At 41.7% G+C, this 16,696-nt stretch carries 17 protein-coding genes; 9 read left to right on the top strand and 8 right to left on the bottom strand.

Annotation, left to right across the window (positions count from 1 at the left end):
- Window positions 1–49: 49 nt before the first annotated feature.
- The 6 genes from B5Y67_RS20495 to B5Y67_RS20470 form a co-directional block, all read right to left on the bottom strand.
- Complete coding sequence (locus B5Y67_RS20495) at window positions 50–1,447, bottom strand: sigma-54 dependent transcriptional regulator (RefSeq protein WP_088228243.1); 1,398 nt, start codon at window positions 1,445–1,447, stop codon at window positions 50–52.
- A gap of 5 nt (window positions 1,448–1,452) precedes the next feature.
- A complete protein-coding gene (locus B5Y67_RS20490; RefSeq protein ID WP_088228242.1) occupies window positions 1,453–3,588 on the bottom strand; it encodes an ATP-binding protein in 2,136 nt (711 codons plus the stop codon).
- 223 nt (window positions 3,589–3,811) lie between these two features.
- Window positions 3,812–4,180, bottom strand: coding sequence for a hypothetical protein (locus tag B5Y67_RS20485; protein WP_088228241.1), 369 nt, complete (start codon window positions 4,178–4,180; stop codon window positions 3,812–3,814).
- Between the two features lie 185 nt (window positions 4,181–4,365).
- A complete protein-coding gene (locus B5Y67_RS20480) occupies window positions 4,366–5,715 on the bottom strand; it encodes a putative sulfate exporter family transporter (protein ID WP_088228240.1) in 1,350 nt (449 codons plus the stop codon).
- A 566-nt stretch (window positions 5,716–6,281) separates the two neighbouring features.
- Entirely contained in the window at window positions 6,282–7,631 is a 1,350-nt protein-coding gene (locus tag B5Y67_RS20475; RefSeq protein WP_088228427.1) for a putative sulfate exporter family transporter, read from the bottom strand.
- A 281-nt stretch (window positions 7,632–7,912) separates the two neighbouring features.
- Entirely contained in the window at window positions 7,913–8,134 is a 222-nt protein-coding gene (locus B5Y67_RS20470) for a hypothetical protein (RefSeq protein ID WP_047808549.1), read from the bottom strand.
- A 401-nt stretch (window positions 8,135–8,535) separates the two neighbouring features.
- Between B5Y67_RS20470 and B5Y67_RS20465 the strand changes: the two genes are divergently transcribed.
- The 6 genes from B5Y67_RS20465 to nagA all read left to right on the top strand — a co-directional run bounded on the left by B5Y67_RS20465 (window position 8,536) and on the right by nagA (window position 13,440).
- The gene (locus tag B5Y67_RS20465; RefSeq protein WP_088228239.1) at window positions 8,536–9,084 is read left to right on the top strand and encodes an isochorismatase family protein; all 549 of its coding nucleotides are present in this window, start codon (window positions 8,536–8,538) and stop codon (window positions 9,082–9,084) included.
- Between the two features lie 240 nt (window positions 9,085–9,324).
- On the top strand, window positions 9,325–9,999 hold the full coding sequence (locus tag B5Y67_RS20460) for an SOS response-associated peptidase (RefSeq protein WP_088228238.1): 675 nt from the start codon (window positions 9,325–9,327) through the stop codon (window positions 9,997–9,999).
- A 347-nt stretch (window positions 10,000–10,346) separates the two neighbouring features.
- Complete coding sequence (locus B5Y67_RS20450; RefSeq protein ID WP_242976058.1) at window positions 10,347–11,267, top strand: ComEC/Rec2 family competence protein; 921 nt, start codon at window positions 10,347–10,349, stop codon at window positions 11,265–11,267.
- Between the two features lie 54 nt (window positions 11,268–11,321).
- Window positions 11,322–11,531 (top strand): DUF3006 domain-containing protein, encoded by a 210-nt coding sequence (locus B5Y67_RS20445; RefSeq protein WP_088228236.1) that lies wholly within the window; start codon window positions 11,322–11,324, stop codon window positions 11,529–11,531.
- Between the two features lie 152 nt (window positions 11,532–11,683).
- Window positions 11,684–12,178: a rubrerythrin family protein gene (locus tag B5Y67_RS20440; RefSeq protein WP_088228235.1), complete on the top strand. Its 495-nt coding sequence runs from the start codon at window positions 11,684–11,686 to the stop codon at window positions 12,176–12,178.
- Between the two features lie 107 nt (window positions 12,179–12,285).
- Complete coding sequence (gene nagA / locus B5Y67_RS20435) at window positions 12,286–13,440, top strand: N-acetylglucosamine-6-phosphate deacetylase (RefSeq protein WP_088228234.1); 1,155 nt, start codon at window positions 12,286–12,288, stop codon at window positions 13,438–13,440.
- A gap of 120 nt (window positions 13,441–13,560) precedes the next feature.
- Here the strand turns inward: nagA and B5Y67_RS20430 are convergent, their stop codons facing one another.
- Both B5Y67_RS20430 and B5Y67_RS20425 read right to left on the bottom strand, forming a co-directional pair.
- The gene (locus B5Y67_RS20430) at window positions 13,561–13,863 is read right to left on the bottom strand and encodes a hypothetical protein (RefSeq protein ID WP_242976057.1); all 303 of its coding nucleotides are present in this window, start codon (window positions 13,861–13,863) and stop codon (window positions 13,561–13,563) included.
- Window positions 13,864–13,979: 116 nt separating this feature from the next.
- Window positions 13,980–14,594, bottom strand: a complete 615-nt coding sequence (locus B5Y67_RS20425; protein WP_088228233.1) for an undecaprenyl-diphosphatase — start codon at window positions 14,592–14,594, stop codon at window positions 13,980–13,982.
- 198 nt (window positions 14,595–14,792) lie between these two features.
- Here B5Y67_RS20425 and B5Y67_RS20420 point away from each other — a divergent pair, with 198 nt between their 5' ends.
- Genes B5Y67_RS20420 through B5Y67_RS20410 form a run of 3 tightly spaced genes read left to right on the top strand, consistent with a single transcriptional unit; the run spans window position 14,793 to window position 16,685 of the window.
- The gene (locus B5Y67_RS20420) at window positions 14,793–15,314 is read left to right on the top strand and encodes an RNA polymerase sigma factor (protein ID WP_170932757.1); all 522 of its coding nucleotides are present in this window, start codon (window positions 14,793–14,795) and stop codon (window positions 15,312–15,314) included.
- A gap of 16 nt (window positions 15,315–15,330) precedes the next feature.
- A complete protein-coding gene (locus B5Y67_RS20415; RefSeq protein ID WP_170932756.1) occupies window positions 15,331–15,831 on the top strand; it encodes a zf-HC2 domain-containing protein in 501 nt (166 codons plus the stop codon).
- Window positions 15,828–16,685, top strand: a complete 858-nt coding sequence (locus B5Y67_RS20410; protein WP_088228230.1) for a hypothetical protein — start codon at window positions 15,828–15,830, stop codon at window positions 16,683–16,685. Before B5Y67_RS20415 ends, B5Y67_RS20410 begins: the two co-directional genes overlap by 4 nt.
- Window positions 16,686–16,696: the final 11 nt, after the last annotated feature.

The following is a 16,696-nucleotide window of genomic DNA, read 5'->3' as shown; positions in this document are numbered from 1 at the left end:
CCACATGACACTAACTGTCGATCTATCTCTCAAGCGGCTGCAATTAAAGTTAATGGTTAGATGGCTCACTTTCATAACTCTGTAACTTTCGATACAGATTCCGAACACTGATGCCTAATAAGCCGGCTGTTTGAGTTTTATTGCCTTTAGCCCTCTTGAGAGCCGCAGCGATGTAGTGTTTTTCAACTTCTTCTAAAGTTGGATAATGATTATTACGGAAAAGATTGAAAAATTCTTCGTCTGAATCTAAGGAAGAAGAATTTTGCACAATTTGTTCTGAGTCCCCCCAAATGTCTTTAGAGGCTATCTTTCCGTCGGTGGCTAAAATTCGTCCGCGTTCAATGAGATGGAAGAGTTCACGAACATTACCGGGAAAACTATAATTGAGAAGCTGTTCCTTGGTTTCAGGTAACAAGCTGTAAGCAGGTTGGCGGGATTTTTGGCTTTGGTTCTCAAGAAAATAGTTTGCCAGAGGAAGAATATCGTCTCGGCGTTCACGCAAAGGAGGAACAATTAAGGTTAAACCGTTTAGACGGTAAAATAAATCTTCGCGAAACCTCCCTTGACTGACTTCTTGACGAAGGTCTCGATTGGTTGCCGCAACAATCCTGACGTTTACCCGCCGCAGACGAGTATCACCAACCCGCCGGAACTCACCGCTTTCTAAGAACCTCAATAATTTAATCTGAATGGATAAAGGCATTTCCCCGATTTCATCGAGAAAGAGGGTTCCTTTATCGGCCATTTCAACTAAACCAATTTTCTGAGTTCCTGCACCGGTAAAAGCCCCTTTTTCATGTCCGAAAAGTTCACTCTCAATTAAAGGTTCTGGAATGGCCCCTGAGTTTACCGGAATGAAAGACATGTTGATTCGTGAGCTGCAGAGATGGATGGTTTTAGCGATTAACTCCTTGCCTACCCCGCTTTCTCCCTGAATGAGGACGGAGGCATCGGCTTGAGCAACTTTTTCGGTCATTTCAAGAAGCGCCGTCATGGGTGCGCTTTCGGCGATTATTTTCAGCTCCGGAGTTTGACGGTTTACAGCTTGTCTCAGTCCTTTATTTTCACGCAATAGCTCTCGCTTTTCAAGAGCTTTTTGCAGCGTAATTTCAAGTTCAGACAAGTTACAAGGTTTGGTCAGGTAATCATATGCTCCCAGCTTCATCGCCTCGATGGCCGATTCAATCGTACCATTCCCGGTTAACATAACGACCTGAAGATCAGGTTGGATTTGTTTAAAGGTCGGTAAAAGGGTAAGCCCATCGCCATCCGGCAGCTTGATATCCAGAAGGACAGCATCAAGCAGAGTATCCTTGAGAAATGCTATGCCTTCTTGAGCGGTGCCGGCTTCCAATATTTCGTAGCCTTTACGCTTTAAGCGCTGAGCTATTATCCTTCGCAATGCTTCCTCATCGTCTAAGATCAGTACTTTTTGCCGGAATTTCATCAGTTTTAATCACCCGCCTTATGGAAGGGCAAGGTTATTCTCACACATGTTCCTTGACCTTCTGTACTTTCTAATGACATTTTGCCTTGCATTTTCAGAACAATTCCGTAGCTGACATATAACCCTAACCCCGTTCCTTGGCCAACGGATTTCGTTGTAAAGAAGGGGTCAAAGGCTTTCTTCAGATTGCTCTGAGAGATTCCTTCGCCATAATCCTGTACTATGAAATTGATAGTTTCCCCTGCGCGGCAGCCTTTAACCTCGATTATTCCGCCTTCAGAAGAAGCATCCAAGGCATTGGTAAGCAGATTGAGGACAACTTGCTGCCATTCATTTGCATTGCCTAGGGAGTAAAGGCTATTTTCTATTTGGAGTTTGATTTTCAGTTGCTTTTGCTTCGCTTTATGGGCTATGAGTTCCAATGACTGAAGGCTGGCGGCGGCTATATCAATGAGGTCATTGGCATTTTCATTGCGTTTACGGGCAAACCCAAGCAAACGATCTGTAATCTGTTTGCAGCGAACGATTTGCTCCAAGACGATGTTGAAGCCGGTTTTAATTTCCTCATAAGTTGGTTCCTGGTCATCTTCATTCATACGGTCCAGCAAGTCTTCACAATGGGCAGCGACAATTGCCAGAGGATTGTTAATCTCATGAGCTACCCCTGAGGCCAATAACCCAATGGCGGCCATTTTATCGGTTTCAATCATGCGGGCTTCCATTTCCACTTCCTGAGTAACGTCTTCAAGTAATAATAAGTAAGCTGCATTCTCCGGATTATCCGGTAATAAATTGTAATACATTTGACGAAAATGCCGGCGTTCTTCGTGCACAAACACAGAAAGAGTACGGCCGTTTTCCGGTTGGACGTCCTGTATACTTTGACTGTTAACAACTTGGTCACAGGGGAGGTTTGCTAAATGTTCTCCGAACCATTCAGCAAACTTCGTATTCCACCATATAATCTTTTTCTCCGGGTTCAAGAGAACCATCCCGGCGCCAATTCCGTCGACAACGGTAGTCAAAAGCTCTTTCTCATTTTTTAAGTTTTCGTTTTTCTCATCAAGAGAGTTTAACAACTGGTTAAAGGATTTAACCAATCTTCCGATTTCATCCCAACTTTCTATTGGAATATGAGACTCTAAGTTTCCGGTTGAAATGATTTGCTGGACTTGGGCTTCAAGGTTTTCAATGGGATGAACGACCTGTAAGCCAAAGGCAATACTTAAAATCATGACTAAAGCCATGATCAGGATGGCGATCATGATGAGACGTAAGGCAAAATCATAAATTGGTTTATTAGCTTCTTGAGTGGGTTGTTCAATAACCACTGCCCAATTTGGTATCCCCACGGAGGCATAGGCTCCAACAACAGGAACACCGCTGAGATTTTTATATTCGCTTCCCTGAGAATAGGTTTTTCCCTCTATAAAGCTTTGGACAGCAGGATTTTCGCGGATTTTTTCAGGATGCGGCATGCCTGCGGAATCTGTCGTTCCAATTAAATTTCCGGTTTGATCAACTAAAAATATGTATTCGCTGTTACCTAATTGGAGATTGTGGTAGTTGTTGATAATGGTTGTAACGTCAATTTTGGCTTGGAGATAGCCGATTTTTCGCTTTGTTGCAGGATCCTGAACGGTTACGGTTAAATAGATTTTCGGGCGCTTGTCACTAGCGAAAAACACTTTACTGATTCCTGAAAACATTTCCGGGGAAATGGGGTTCTCAAGTTTAAGCGCAGGAGAAGGCTGTGTTATTTCTTCGTGAAAAGAAATTTGATCAATGATTTTAGCATTTGCGTCGGTAACCTTTATTTCTTCGATCAAGGGTTCCTTTTGCAAAAGAGTTTCTAAAATGATTTGACGCGATGTTTTATCGTTTCCGACGAGGGCGCAGGCGCTTGTCGTCTTGGTAAGGATAAGACTGTTTTCGAGATTTGTAAAAGTATCTTTTATTTCATGTGCCAGGACTGTCACCTGTTCGAAATTTTGCGCGTAAATATCTTTTTCAAGATTTTGACTTACGGACGTAAAACCTAAATACCCGAGAAAGAATAGTGGGAGAATGGACATGGTAACACCAAATAACAAAAAATGAACTTTGATCCGCATCCACCAAGGAATTGAGCTGTTTTTCATCCTTTGGCCCCCATCCACTGTCTTAATTCCCACAATGACTATCTGCTTCTAGTGTAGCACGAGTCCGGATAGTTTTGTCTCCCTACCATGAGTTTTAAGAAAAAAAGAACAAGTCATTAAAAAAGGATGCAGACCTTTTCCAGTCAACACCCATAGCCGTTTCAGCAGGTAAGAACAATTATTCGCATTATAGGTAAGACATAATTGATTTTCAGAACAAGGCTTAAAGGACTCCCCATTTGCGGGTATACTCCAACTTAATGATGTACTCATCTTTGTGGAAGCCATGGCTGCTCAAAACATTAATGACTTTATTAACCTCAAAGGATTGGGTTTCCATTTGGACAAAGCCTTTCCTTCCGGTGATGGCCCAATCTTCATGAGCTTCCAGGAGTACTTCCATCATCTGGGCAATTCGTTCTAAGCGTTCCGTCAAATAGTTCTTCCATAATCTGATATCTTCCGGCCCGATGTCTTTCCCCAGTGTCACTTCGGTTATAAGCTTGTTTTCTTTGTTCTTTAGTTTGGGAAAATTTTGATGATAGAATTGGATAATTACTCGTTGTACACAGGTCTCGTTGTTAATATTCATTGGTCTGACTCCTATTCCCCAATCAATCTATATCGTTACACTGAACCTGCAAACAAACTTGTCCTCTGTTCATTTTAACGTTTTTCCGAACATAGGTATAGGGCCAAAAGAACCTTTGCGAAGGTTTTTTGGCCCTATCAGAACTATAACCTTCGGTTGAACAATTTCCTCTAGTACAAGTGCAATTACTTAACTAATTGCCAGAAACCACCAAGAATGATGGTAGAGAAGATGAATCCTAAAGGAACGTTGACACAAACGCCGGCTGTGAAGGCTGCAAAAGGCTTCCAGCCTACGGATGTTAAATCGCGAAAACGAGTTGTTAAACCGATGCAGAGGAAGGTGAAAATGAAGGCCCAACTTCGCAATACTTTTATGGGGTTTATAACATCTGCCGTTACAGAGGCGGCTGCATGAGGGTTGGATGTTGCAACAATAATTGTTAATAGTATAGACGCTATGAAGAAACCAATAACAAATTTGGGGAAACGGTACCAGATTTCACCGGCTTGGGGTTTGGCACCACTTTCGTCTTTTTCCCATTTTGTTACGGAAATCAAAGCCATAATGAAGCACCAGATTCCAATCCACATATCACGGCCTACGACCTTCATAAGCGTAAAGGTTCTGATAGCTTGTTCACTAATGGCCGCAGCTGCAGCCATTCCGGCGGCATCAGCAAATTCGGAGGTTCCAATCCATGCTCCGCCGGGGCCATCAGGAATTCCAAAGGCTTTAATGACAAAAGGCAAGCCAATAACCATAACGATAGCCCAGACAACAACCAAGGAAATAGCAACAGAAACATGCTGCTTTTCAGATTTGACTGCACTGCCGATGGCAATAGAAGCCGAAACACCACAGATTGATCCGCCGGCGGCTAAGGTAGCCGCAAAACGGTGATCGAGTTTCAAAACGCGTGTTCCCACAAAATAAATCGTTAAATAAGTAGACACAGCGATAACCGTTGCTTGCAGAAAGGCGGCAGGTCCGGCTTGCACAATCATTGTAAAAGGAAGAGTTGCTCCTAAGAGAACAATTCCTGTCTTGACATAGAATTCCGTTCTTAATGAGGTATTAAACCATTCTGGCAGTTTAAACAGATTAGCTATAATCATTCCGATGACCAAAGCCCAAAGGGGAGCCTCCAGATTATAGTGATTAGAAAATTTGCTTGCTCCGAGAATATAGATGACGATACTGGCAATAAAGATAATTGTAAAACCGAGGATAAATTCCCCAACTTTATGTCCTAGGGTTTTAATGGCAACGGTGAAAATCACGGTAAATACCAACCATAACAGGAAAAGATTCATGAGATTGGCTGAAAGGAAGGCAGCTATTTTACTAAAATCAGTCCAGTTTCCCGGGAAATTTACAGCGATGGATTTAATAAAGGTGTTGCCGGAAGTCCATAATAAAAGAGCAACGACGACGATACCGAGGCCTAACCATACTGCCCAATAATCCTCTTTCTTAAATAAATCCCCCAATCCGCCTGATGGCCTTGTTTGGGTCTTCATATTAGTACTCATTGGTTCTTCACTCCTTTTGCTTTTTGGTATGATCTTTTAATTATCATTGAGTAAGATTTTGTGAAATTTTAAAAATCACTCCCTTTGCATTTTTTGTATCCAGCAACTGTTAATACTTTCCCACCGTTCAAAGCTTTATTTCATAAAGAATAATGAGGACTGTTCTCTGAAATGGTTTAAAACGATTACTGGATACATGAAATCTATTAGTTTGATTTCGATATAATCATATAAGCAATAATTATGCCAAGTTTCTTCTTGAGAAAGATTCGCTTAGATAGGCATCTTAGAGCTTTAGTATGGTAGCTTTTGATTTGCTGGAATCGTGACAATTTGTCACTTGTGCCAAAATGTCCTGTCAAAATGTCTTATAGTAGCAGTGAACTCGTTCAGCTAAAGCTGAACATCGGGACTTCGGTGACGAAGGAATTATTCCCACTTGAAGTGGGAGTCTTACGATTGGATAAAAAAAACCCTCGCAGACAAGTATCTGCAGAGAGTTTCAGTCGATGGTTTAGCATCAAGTATCTTTTTTAACTATTATTCACATTATCGCACACTAATTATTATTTAATAGTTGTCCAATAATTTCCCATGATTATCACCGACAACAAATAGCCTAGAGGAATATTTACCAATACGCCGGCAGTGAACGCTGCAAACGGTTTCCAACCAACGGAAGCAAGTTCCTTCAGGCGGCTGGACAAACCGATGGAGAGAAAGGTAAAGATAAATGTCCAATTTCGTAATTCGATAATCGGACTAATGATAGTTTCATCAAGCGTTTTGGCAGTCATTACATCAGAAGACGCTGCTAAAAAGGTTATGATGATCGAGGCAATAATGAATCCTAAAACGAATTTTGGGAAGCGAATCCAAATATCAAGAGCGTTTGGGTTTGTGTTACGATACCGTTTATCCCATCTTGTGATCGACGTAAGAGCCATAATAAAACACCAGATCCCAATAAACATATCACGGCCCACGACTTTCATGAGTGTGAAGGTTTTGATGGCTTGTTCATTAATGGCTGCCGCTGCTGCCATGCCGGGAGCATCAGCAAATTCAGCGGTTCCGATCAAAGCTCCAGCCGGACCGGGCAAAATATTCAGGGCTTTAATGGCCAGGGGAAGAATGAAAATCATGATGATGGAGCAAAGAATTACCAAAGAAATGGCCATTGATACATGTTGCTTTTCAGCTTTAACAGTCCCTCCCATGGCAATAGAAGCAGAAACGCCACAGATAGAGCCTCCTGCTGCCAGCGTTGCAGCGAAGCGTTTATCTAGGGAGAAAAGTCGTGTCCCGGTCCAGTATATGGTGAGGAAGGTAGCAACAGCAATGATTGTTGCCTGAGCAAAAGCGGTGGAACCGGCTTGAAGAATTAAAATAAACGGCAGGGAAGCTCCCATTAAAACAATCCCGATTTTTACATAAAACTGAGTTTGGAGTGCCGTACTTAACCAATAAGGTATCTTTAGAAAATTACTTATGATAAGGCCTACGACGAGGGCGAGAAGGGGAGTTTCAAAGTTATAGCGCTTCATCACATCCCAAGAACCCCAAACCGAAACAAGAACACTCAACAAAAAAAGAAAGCTGAATCCTACTATAAAGCGTTTAACTTCTCCAGTGAGCGCCTTAACGGCAATTGAAAATAAACCAAGAAAAAATAAGTAGAGGGTAAAAAGAGCACTTTTATGACTGCTGATGTAAGCAACAGCAGTTCTATAATCACTATAGTTTGGTACTTTAAGGACAATCCGGTTTAGAAAGTTATTTCCTAGACTCCAAAACGCAATGGCTAATACTACAATTGTAAGACCCAACCACATTGCCCAATAATCTTCCTGTTTCCAAAGGTCGGACCAACCTCCGGACGGAGCAGTTGGTTTTTTGGCTGATACATAGCCCAATAGCATCCCTACCTTTCTCAACCGACCTGAATTTAACTTAATACCATTATATACTAAGTCTGGGGCTTATATGGACATAATCTTTTGGCTTAGATAAATTTAATGATTTATCTAAGCGTGAGACTCCCACTTCTACAAGTGGGAGTGGCCCCGATGTTCAGCTTTAGCTGAACGAGTTTACCTGGAGTGACTATTAAGAAAAATCATAAAAAAAAACAGGCTTCCAGGATTTATGGAAAGCCTGCATTGTGATATTCTTTTAAGAGAGGAGAGCTGACTTTTTAGGCGTTAAGGTAGTGGTATCCTTCCTTTTTGAGCATCTTTTTGACTTTAGTTAATTCCAGCGGATCAAAAAACTGAAGTTCTTTTCCGTTTCGGATGGTCCAAATTTGGGGGTTTAAATGTCCTTCTTTAATGAGTTTCTTAAATTTAAACCTTGATACTTCAAGGTAATATGTAGCTTCCGTAGTATTTAAGAGAGAATACCTGTATTGCGGGGTCATTGATACAGCCTCCTTTATAAGCTAAAATAAACAGCTCATTTTAAGTAACGATGTCTCGGACCCAATACGCAGTAATAGCCTCACCTCTTTTCCCGAGTGCTACCCTTCCTTAATTATATACGTTGAGTATTAACGCAATATTAATAAAACTTTATGAGCAGGTTAATACTGAAAAGACGTGAAAGCACGTAAGGTTAGAATTAAACGTATATAAGTGCTCCTCCAAATCTCCAGGTAATACCTAATGTGAACCGCTGGCCAATGACGATAAGCGGACGAGCTTATCGCCACACTGCAGCTCATTACGCATGCTCCTGCAGTGTGGATTGGCCGAATGTCCCCGAAGCCAAAGATGGCGATAATCTTTATAGTTACTATTACTATTAATGGGGAGTGATTTAATGGAAAAGTACTGTTTAAACGGAGAAGAAGCAGTGTTGATGGCTATTGATATCCAAGAACGATTGGTACCTTCGATGAAATATGGAGAAAAGGTTATTCAAAACACGAATATCTTAATTTCGATTATGAAAAAAATTGGAGCGCCAATCATTGCAACGGAACAATATCCTAAGGGTTTGGGGAAAACAGTTTCTGATATAAGCAGCAATCTAGATGGTTCCTCAACCTTCGAAAAGAGCACTTTTAGTGGCTGCACCAGCGAAGTGACTTCTGCGCTCCAAGGCCTCGGAAGAAAAAAGATCATCATTACCGGAATGGAAACTCATGTTTGCGTATTTCAAACTGTAAGGGATTTATTATCTCAAGGTTACCAGGTTTTTGTAGCTAGTGATGCCGTATGCTCGAGAACTAAAGAAAATTACCGCAACGGACTATCACTTATGTCAGATATGGGAGCAGTCATTTCAAATACGGAAACCCTGCTCTTTGATATTTTGAAGCAATCGGGGACGCCTCTTTTCAAGGAACTCTCTAAGCTAATTAAATAAGGGGATGCCCATTGAATCCCCACTTTCGCTTGCCTAATCATTCAATAAAGGCGTTCTCGCGCCACTATACAAGTTAAGCGAGAACGCCTTTGGCTATTTGCCACCCACTTCGGATTTTTAGAGTTAAGTTTTTACACAGCCCCTTACGATTGGATTAAAATAAGTTTTAACCAAGAGTCATATGTGGCTTTCCTTAGAATATTGAAGGATCCTGTTAGATTAGAAAGGTTGAATGTCAGGATGTGCGGCCGATTTTCCTTGATCCAGGTCAAAGACCTTGAAAAACGTTTTGATTTTGTCCAACTCGAATTTGAGTTTGAGCCGCGCTTCAATATAGCACCGTCTCAGCCGGTTCCTGTAGTTGTACGAGACAACGACTGCAACTATCTCCGGATGTTTCGCTGGGGCCTTATACCTTCTTGGGCTAAGGATGAACATTTGGGAAGCAAGATGATCAATGCTCGAGGAGAGACTTTAAGTGAAAAGCCAAGCTTTCGCAAATCCCTCGAGCAAAAACGCTGCCTGGTTTTAGCTGATGGTTTCTACGAGTGGAAAAAGGCAGGACGAATTAAGGAGCCTTACCGGATTACCTTGCAAGACGGCAAACCCTTTGCCTTTGCTGGCCTTTGGGATACTTGGCTGTCACCGTCGGGACAGAAGATAAACTCGTGTACCATCATTACTACTGCGTCAAACAAGCTTATGGAGACAATACATCAGCGTATGCCAGTGATCTTGCCGGCAGACAAGGAATCCCTCTGGCTCAATGTCGAGTCGAGTTTCAGTTACGATGTTCAGGATCTTCTGACGCCGTATCCGTCAGAACAGATGATTGCCTGCGAAGTGTTGCCCTACGTCAATTCGCCGAGCTATGAAGGCCCTGAGTGTGTAATACCGGTAAATAAACTATTTTAGAGTTGCCTAGAAGCTATCGGTATCGCGGCAGTTGTTCGTTCCAGGGGCTGTTGCAAAACAAAACTTGCAATAGCAATTTGCTCAAGCATTTTAGAATAAGGTAAGAGAAGGGGCCCAAAAGGCGTTAAAGCGCCCTCATGGGCTTTATTTTTTTGCATATTATTTTCTGAAGGCTGTTGCACCAGCCCCGATGTTCAGTTTTAGCCGAACGAGTTCACAAGCAAAAACTTTTTGTCGAAGGTAAATGTTATACTAAATAAGAACTTTAAAAGGCAAACGATTAAAAAGAAAAGCATAATTAGAGTCAAATGAGTCCAAAGACTAAATAGTGAGAGGAGTTACCTTAATTGTTATCTCGCAGAAAACTTTTTATCATCCCTTTGGTTATCCTCATTTTGATGGTTTTTTCCGGGTGCAGTCCTGCGGTAACAAAGCCAAACCCTTCAGACATTCAAACAAAACAGGGCGGCTTGTTACAGGTTCATTTTCTTAATGTTGGCCAGGCAGACAGTATTTTGGTGATGGTACCTAACGGTCAGACAATTCTTATTGATGGGGGAAATGTTGAGGATGGACCTGGGGTTATCAGTTATCTGAAATCTCAGGGAGTCAAACAACTTACTGCGATTGTTGCCACTCATCCCCATGAAGATCATATTGGCGGACTTGCCGCTGTCATTCGCAGTTTTCCGCCCCAACAAGTTTATCTAAGCAATGGAACGGCAACCACTCAAGCTTTTAAAGATTTTATGACTTCCGTCAATAACAGCGGGGCCAAGAAAATTAGAGTTAAGGCGAATACTCAGCTCAATGTTTCCGGGATCACAGGTTTATTTCTGGCACCATATAGTGAACATTATGAAGATCTTAACAACTATAGTGCTGTTTTAAAGCTAACTTATGGTAAGGTTTCCTTCTTGTTAACAGGAGATGCTGAATCTATTTCCGAGGCAGAGATGTTAAAAAACGGGGAAGATTTAAGGGCAACAGTGCTCAAAGTTGGACACCATGGCAGCAGCAGTTCAACTTCCAAAGCTTTTCTAAAAGCAGTTTCTCCGCAATATGCTGTTATATCTGTGGGGGTTAATAATGATTATGGTCATCCCGCTCAGACGACGTTAAAAAAATTAGCGGGTGCCGGGGTTCAAGTATATCGAACAGATCAAGATGGAACAATCATAGCAACAACCAACGGAGACACCATAACATTTACTAAAACCGGAGAAACAATTCCATCGAATACCCCGCCTCTTAAAGCTGCAGATTAGAAAAACGAGTCGGTACTATTGAGGAACCTTAAATTGTTGAGGGAGGATCATATTATGGCAATGATCATCGATCGTTTTGAGGGCGATTTTGCAGTCGTTGAAGTTGATGGACGATCTATGGAAAATATCCCTAAATCCGATATTCCCGCTGGGGCTAGAGAAGGCGATGTACTTCGGCCTGTCAACGGCAAGTATGAAATTGATAGTGAGGAAACGAAACGGCTTAGGGACGAGGCTGCCAAACTTACCCAAGATTTGTGGTGATATAACCTGTGAACTGTAATTATTTTTGGAGATACCTGCAGGAGTTGTCATAAAACAGTAGAAGTAGTGCTATATATAGTTTTGCATGCTTTTGTAATGGCCTTATGTTAAGCGGTTGATTATGATGCTTAGTGAAATGGGAGGGAACATATATGAATAGCCAAAAAACATTGGAAAACTTGATGAGCGCTTTTGCCGGAGAATCTCAAGCCAATCGGAAATATCTCGCTTATGCCAAAAAAGCAGAGTCTGAAGGGAAAAAGAATGCTGCGAAACTTTTCAAGGCTGCCTCAGATGCAGAAACAATTCATGCTTTAAAACATTTTGAGGTCGCCGAAAAGATTAAGTCAACTACGGAAAACTTAAATGATGCGGTTAATGGTGAGAACTATGAATTTCAAACTATGTATCCGGAATTTTTGAAAGTTGCTCAAGAAGAGGGTAACCAAGCTGCCATAAGAACATTTTCCTATGCCCTTAAAGCTGAAGAAGCCCATGCTAAACTCTATCAAGAAGCCTTAGATAACTTGGAGCAGGAGGAAGAAGTCTTTTATTATCTCTGCCCCGTTTGTGGAAACATTGAAAAATTTGTTCCGGAAAAATGTCCGATCTGTGGGGTTCCGGGATCTAAATTTATTAAGTATTAGAATATCCTTTAGAAAGCAAGAGCTGCTGCCTAATGAGCCGAATAGGTTTGTTTTGCAGCAGCTTTTTTGCTATCGGTAAATGTTGTTAAATTAAGGTGGTTAAGTTCATGCAGGATCTCCTCATTGAGAAGGGTAACGTTTTAATAAATGGTCATTTTGAAAAATGCGATATCGGTATCATCAATGGAAAAATCGTAAGTTTAGAGAAGAACAGTTCTGATCATAAAGCCTTTAACCGTTGGAATGCTGCCGGTAAAAGAATAGTTCCCGGCTTTATTGATGTTCATACTCACGGAGGAAATGGAGTCGATATTAACAATGCAACGACGAAAGATCTGCTTCGGCTCAGTCGTTATTTTGCCGCTCAGGGAACAACCGGATGGCTTGCCTCGATCCTCACCGATACATATGAAAGGACCGTCCAGTGTATAGAACAGGTTTGCCGGGCTAAAGTGGAGATAAAGGACGGGGCCCGAATCCTTGGCATTCATTTGGAGGGACCCTTTCTCAGCGAGGCTTATAAAGGAGCAATGAATAGGCGTTGGCTGCGAAAAGCCGACAGCTCCTTGTTTGAAACCTATCAGAAGTCAGCGGCAGGTTTGATTAACTATATAACGGTTTCTCCCGAAGTGGAGGGAGCACCCGAGTTGGTTAAAGAACTATCGGCGAAAGGGGTCATTGTTTCAATTGGTCATTCGGGGGCAGATTATGAGACTGCCTTAGCTTGTATTCGCAATGGAGCGAGGAGCGCGACCCACACCTTTAATGCTATGAGATTATTGGATCATCATGCTCCAGGAATTTGCGGAGCTGTACTAGAGACGGATGTCTATTGCGAAGCTATTTGTGATGGAAAACATCTTCATCCGGGAATAATAAGATTGCTCCTCAAAACAAAGGGCCTCAATAGAATTGTGGCAATCACAGACAGCATCATGGCTGCCGGATTGCCTGATGGATTTTATAATCTTGGAGTCAGCAGCGTACAGGTCAGCGGCGGGGATGCCAAACTTGTCAGCGATGGCACGCGAGCAGGAAGTACTCTTACCACATCAATTGCTTTAAGAAATCTGATGAATTATACCGGTCGAAAATTAGAAGAGGTTATTTTGCTGCTGACAGCAAATCCTGCATCAATGTTGAATCTGGAACAGCATAAGGGCTCTATTCAGATAGGCAAAGATGCCGATCTCGTCGTACTTGATGAGCTGCTCAGAGTTGAGATGACAATAGTCGGCGGCAGAGTAGTTTATCAACGGTAGGCGCTTTACTGTACCCAGCAAATACTGGGTGTTATTACAGCTCTTTTTCGAAACACATGATTGTTAATTGGTCTCTTAGTTTCTCCTGGTAAAAGGTGAATCCCCTCTTAAGCCAGAACTTTAAAGCGTGGTCATTTTCCTTAATAACCCAAGCCAAGGCAGCTTATCCGATGGATTCTCGATGAGGTAATCAATCACTCCTACAGGGGAACCATTAACCAGGATATAACTCATGACTGCGCCGATTCTTTTAGATGATTCGTACATCTCTAGGATTTCTGCATCAGTAAGTTCAGCATGACTTTTGGACAATAGGTTATATTCTTTATTTGAGTTAACGATTTGTTTTAATAGTTCAAGACGATTCGAGGTGACCGATTGGAATTCAACCAACGGCAACAGGTTTATCGAATTTTCATTCAATGGTTAACAAACAACCTTTCTTTAAATTTTTGGTGACTTGTGATATTCCTTTAGCAAATAGGTTCGGTCTAAAAAATAGCCTTATAAGATTCTTACATTAACCAACTCGAATCTAATTACCGGGTCTTTCCAACTAATTCTATATGTCCTTCTGAATATCTTCCATATCGAAATAACCGCAGTCCCAAGTTTGTTAAGGGCTTTAAGACCGGATTAATAAGCCAGACAATCTTAGAACTTGCAATGCCGATTATAACACCCGCAATCACATCAGTAGGCCAATGCACGCCACAATATATACGGGCAAATGCTACGATAATTGCCAAAAGTGTAAAACTCCATCTTACCCAAATAGAGGCTTTACCCCATGATCCGGCGGCAAAACCAAAACTCCCCGAAGTATGATCACTCGGAAAGGATGAATCCAGTGAATGAGGAATAAGTTGGGTAAAGGTTCCCTTAGGGAGCGTAACAAAAGGTCTGGGCCGGAAGAAAAAATGGCCTATGATAACATTAAAGATCAATGCTAATACACCTGAAAAACCGGCGACGACTAAGGCGTGACGCCGATCTGAATCGGACTTAGCCAAAGTAAACCAAGCGATTAAAAATAACACAGCATATAACTCTAAGGCATATTGGGCAAAGAAAGCCATCAGTTTATCCAATACTGGGTGGTGGCCCGCCCACTGATTAATAAAATGGTAGCCGAAACGGTCAAATGAATTCATCGAACTATTATCCTCCTGTCGTTCGTTTAAACTGTCTAATTGATAAGACGAGAGAAGATGCTAAAAGTTCACGTCTGAAAAATATTTTTTTGACTGAACTTTTTCTCTGGAGCGTCGTCTTAATATTAGAGAGTTCAAATCAGAACTATATAGGGAGGATATCGCGGAATTCATCAAGAAAGAAGAAGGGAGAATGTTGTGGCGGAACTCGACATTTCTCTGATAGAGCAGGTTCTATCTGGGGATTCTGAAGCGTTTAACCGACTTGTACAGAACTACAGCGCTTACGTTTACCGTACAGCATTTGCTTTTCTCCATGATAAGTCGGAGGCGGAGGATGCATCTCAGGAAATCTTTTTAAAAGTATACCGATCAATCCATCATCTTAAAGATGTCCATGTGTTTCCTGCCTGGTTTAAAAAAGTCATAACTTCTGTCTGTCTCGATCGAATCAAACTTAAAAAACTTGATATTGTACCTGAATCACAGATTGAATCAATAAGCTCGTCCTTATATAACCCCAGAGACATCAGAATTGAGATTCGCGAGGCCCTAAACATGCTCAGCTCAGAGGAACGTGAACTTGTCCTGATGGTCGATTGGCAAGGCTATAATTACCAGGAGATCGCAGCTATCTTAAAGATTCCACTAGGAACGGTTAAATCCCGAATCCATGCAGCAAGACTACATTTAAAAAAAATCCTGTCTGATGAGACTTAAAGAAGGAGGGTTATCCATGGGATGCCAGCAATGTATGGAACGAATATCAGAATATCTTGATCATGAGCTTTCAACGACCGAATGCCATGATATAGAAGCTCATTTTGAGGAATGTTCTCATTGCCTGAACCTAAAAAATGAGCTTAATGCCTTATGCGAGGCAACAAGGCTGAGTATTGAAAGTATCCCTGTCCCACCAGGCTTAACAGATAAAATCATCCTAAGTATTCAAGCGGAAAAACAGAGGACATCTAAAAACCAATGGCTTACTGCAATTTTTTTACTTCTTATCTCAAGTCCTCTTCTGTTGTTGCTTACACGCGCCTTTACCAGGGTTTTCTATTTGCTATATGTTATCGGTGCCGCAATCTGGCGGTCCTTAATAACATTGCTTAGCGCTGTATCCCCATGGTTCATTCTTTCTCTGGGAATTTTCTCAGTGATCGTCGTAATCACTAGTACCTTCGTCATAAAAAAACTAATCCATGATTTTCAGTTAAACGAGGTGTTCCAATGAAGCGGAGCTATAAATTCAGTATCGTTATAATCCTTGCTTTGCTCTTTCTCTTGCCAAGAAATGCCCTGGCTGATGAACTGTCTTCCCAATTTGGCGGCAGTACCCCGTTAACTGTTCCGGCTGGACATTTTGTTGATTCTGTTCTGGCTCTCGGCACAGACGCTCATATTGCCGGGGCCGTCAAAGATATTGTTTTAGTCATCAATGGGGACGTCTATCTTGAACCTACGGCTCAGACTGATCTCGTTATCGACTTGGGAGGGCAGGTTATTAACCCTTCCAATGTCGTGGTCAAAACGGGTATATTCCGGCTCAGTTTAACGACAAAGTTTATGAATGAGTTATTTATCGGTTTTGCTATGATTTTAGGCCTTTGGCTCGTGCGCTTGGTCGTCAGTATATTAGGTATTGTATTGCTTACCGGACTAGGTTTTTTATCCCGTAACCACTTGAAACGGGGAGAAAGCCTTCTAACAACTGCCCCTTTGAGACTGTTGAGTATCGGGTTGGCAGCATTTTTTATTATCCTGGGGCTGGTTATTACTCTTTCTCTGACTGTTATTGGTATTCCGTTTGCAATTTTAATTTTAATTATTGCAACAGGAGCTGTCTTATTGGGAATACTACCTGTACTTGAGCATCTTGGAAAGGAATACTTTTCAGAAAAAATACGAGACTATCCAACATTAAGTCAGTGGTTCATTTTCGCTCTGCTTTTTGTTTCTGTTCTAAATCTCCCGCTAGTGGGTATTATCGTTCTTTTTGGCTTTATTTTAATGAGTTTAGGAATTGTAACTGTGGCCGCTTGGGGCTATTTTGAAAAGCGCAGGCACAGATTACAAACTCCTGAATAACTTCAATCCCA

Origin of the sequence: Desulfosporosinus sp. FKB (assembly GCF_002196705.1) — a bacterium.
GTDB lineage: Bacteria > Bacillota > Desulfitobacteriia > Desulfitobacteriales > Desulfitobacteriaceae > Desulfosporosinus.
The sequence above is the reverse complement of the archived record's forward strand: the minus strand, read 5'-3'. Positions and strand labels throughout refer to the sequence as shown.